The following is a 2,753-nucleotide window of genomic DNA, read 5'->3' on the forward strand; positions in this document are numbered from 1 at the left end:
CCATGGGAGTCAGGGTTGCCCTAGGCCACTCTGATGCAAGTTTTGATACAGCTGTATCAGCAGTTGATGCTGGGGCAAATATTTTTGTCCACACCTATAATGCAATGAGCGGTCTCCACCACAGAGAACCAGGTATGGTTGGTGCTGCTATGTCTACGGATGCGATTTCCGAATTAATTTGTGATGGCCACCATGTAAACCCAAACTCAGCCAATATATTAATGAATATCAAAGGAAGAGATAAGATTGCTCTAATTACAGATTGTATGAGTGCAGGAGGAATGGCTGATGGTGACTACATGCTTGGAGATTTTCCTGTAAAAGTTGAAAATGGGACAGCCAGACTTAAGGATAGTGGGTCTCTTGCAGGGTCTATCCTTAAATTAAAAGACGGGGTCAAAAATGTGGTAGACTGGGAAATAGCTGACATATTCGAAGCTATCCAGATGGCAAGTCTAATACCGGCAAAATCTGTAGGTATAGACGATGTCTGTGGAAAACTAAGAGAAGGCTACCAAGCTGATTTCATAGTCCTTGATTATGATTTAAATCTTAAGGCTACCTACCTTGATGGGGTGGAAGTCTATAGAAATTTGGATTAAGATTTGATATTTTAGGATTAATTTGGAAAGCAAATGATAGTAAATATTGAAAAATATAAGCTCAGACCACTTAGGTCCTGGGCTTAATTTTTTAGAGATTCTCGTTACATTAATTAAAATTTAAAAACTTTGTATGTGGGATTTTTCTTCGCTTTTATCGTCAGAGTGACCTTTGTGAATAAGATTTAAAAATAAAAGCTCAGAGATTTTATTCTCTGAGCTTTTGGTGTCTTCACTTATTTTTCAAGGTCTTCTAGGAGGGTATCAGCTGATAGTTTACCAAATACTACTGTATCTACTACAGCATTTCCTCCAAGACGGTTGGCTCCGTGGATGCCGCCGGTTACTTCTCCGCCAGCATATAGGCCTGGAATTACCTGACCATCCTTATCAAGAACTCTTGCTCCAGTGTCAATTCTAACACCGCCCATGGTATGGTGTACAGATGCTTGTCTTGCTGTTGCAATCCATGGTCCATTTTCAAGTTTAGTGCTATAAAGAGTTCTACCAAACTCATCTTTTCCGCTATCAACGCTTTCATTAAAGGCGTCTATGGTTGCTTTAAGGTCCTCTACATTACAGCCTATTTGTTCAGCTATTTCTTCGAGTGTTTCACCTACAAATATATATCCGTTATCTTTTAGATAGTCTAGAGTAAATCCGTCTGCAGATCTCCACTCAGGGTCGTTTATGTCTTTGTAGCCTTCTCCGTCACCTGATTCTAGCATGTAGAACATGCCATCTGTTTGGTCTAGACTTGCTTTTGAAATGTCATCACGTCTACCATCTTCTCTTACAAATCTCTTTCCTTCTTTGTTAATAAAGATTATTTGATCTGTACCATTTACATCTCTTGGTGGATACTTAGTTAGTTGACCGTTTTGGGTATTTCCTAAATAAAGTAGTTGGATTAGGTCCATATCAACTAGGTCTGCTCCAGCTTCATCGGCCATAACAATACCATCACCTTGGGATGATGAGAACCTATTTGTTGTGGATACTTCTGATAGGTCATCCCACTTGCCAGACGTATTGTATTCTTGAACCATTTCTGCATTGGCTGCAAAACCACCGGTTGCAAGGATTACTCCATCTTTAGCCTTGATATTATATTCTTTTTCTGAGTGGTTGTCGATAACTTTAGCCCCAACAGCCTTGCCATCTTCCATAATGATTTCATCGGCAGTTGTTTCTACTAGGACATTAATTTTATCAGATAAGTCTTCTAATTTTTTTGAGTATACAGATATGAAACCTGTACCCATGTCTTGTTTTGAAGTGTGGGTTCTTTGCCATAAGGAACCAGCACCTTGACTTATAAAGTCATCAAACTGCATTCCAAGGTCTTTAATCCACTCATAACCATCTATAGAATTATGGGTTAAAACTTTTACTAAATCTAAGTCGCCCACATTGTCTCCACCGTTCCAAGTTTGGAGGGCATACCAATTTTTAGAATCAAAGAGGTCTGTACGACCAGCAGCCTTGTATTCGTCCCATTCTTTTTGGACTTCTGCTATTAATTCTTTATGGTCATCATCTACAGGTTCTGCCTTTAAAACTTCTTCTATTTGGTCTTTTACAGGATCTGACATAGTAACTTTACTTTGAAGTTCTTCATCGGGGTTGTTGTAGATTGCTCCACAAACTAGGGTATCACCACCGATGGATCCGTTTTTCTCAATAATTGTGACTGTCTTGCCGTTTTCAGCAAGTTCTATTGCAGCCGCAAGACCTGCACCGCCGCCGCCAAGGACTACAGCATCTGTTTCTATATCTTCAAAATCTTGGTCTACTACAATTTCTTCGTTAAAATCATCAAGATTTGCACCGGCTTCTTCAAGAGCCTTTTCGACAGCTTTTTTGACTGCAACTGTTGAAGCTGTCGCACCTGTGATGTTATCAATATTTAAACTTTGGTTTTCTACGATTTGTTTTGGGACATCTGTCACAGGGATCTTAAGTCCAACTTCTTTTATGTTTCCGTCTATGTCTTTTAGTTCGCCACCAATACCTGGTGTTTCGGAGTGTTCTACAACTTCAATGCTCTCAATTTTGCCGTCAGCAAGGGCGACCTCAACTTTTATATCGTCGTTCATACCCATGAAAGCGCCCTCATATGTACCGTCTTTTGCACCGTCACTTGCTTCT

The 2,753-nt window shown here is 39.8% G+C and carries 2 protein-coding genes; one reads left to right on the forward strand and one right to left on the reverse strand.

Annotation, left to right across the window (positions count from 1 at the left end):
• A partial coding sequence (locus Q0410_RS08220; protein ID WP_299035540.1) for an N-acetylglucosamine-6-phosphate deacetylase occupies positions 1 to 602 on the forward strand: 602 nt, incomplete at its 5' end.
• Between the two features lie 236 nt (positions 603 to 838).
• Here Q0410_RS08220 and Q0410_RS08225 read toward each other — a convergent pair.
• Positions 839 to 2,753: FAD-dependent oxidoreductase (locus Q0410_RS08225; protein WP_299035543.1), on the reverse strand; the 1,915-nt coding region annotated here is incomplete at its 5' end.

Origin of the sequence: uncultured Anaerococcus sp., assembly GCF_937934665.1 — a bacterium.
Classification (GTDB): Bacteria; Bacillota; Clostridia; order Tissierellales; family Peptoniphilaceae; genus Anaerococcus.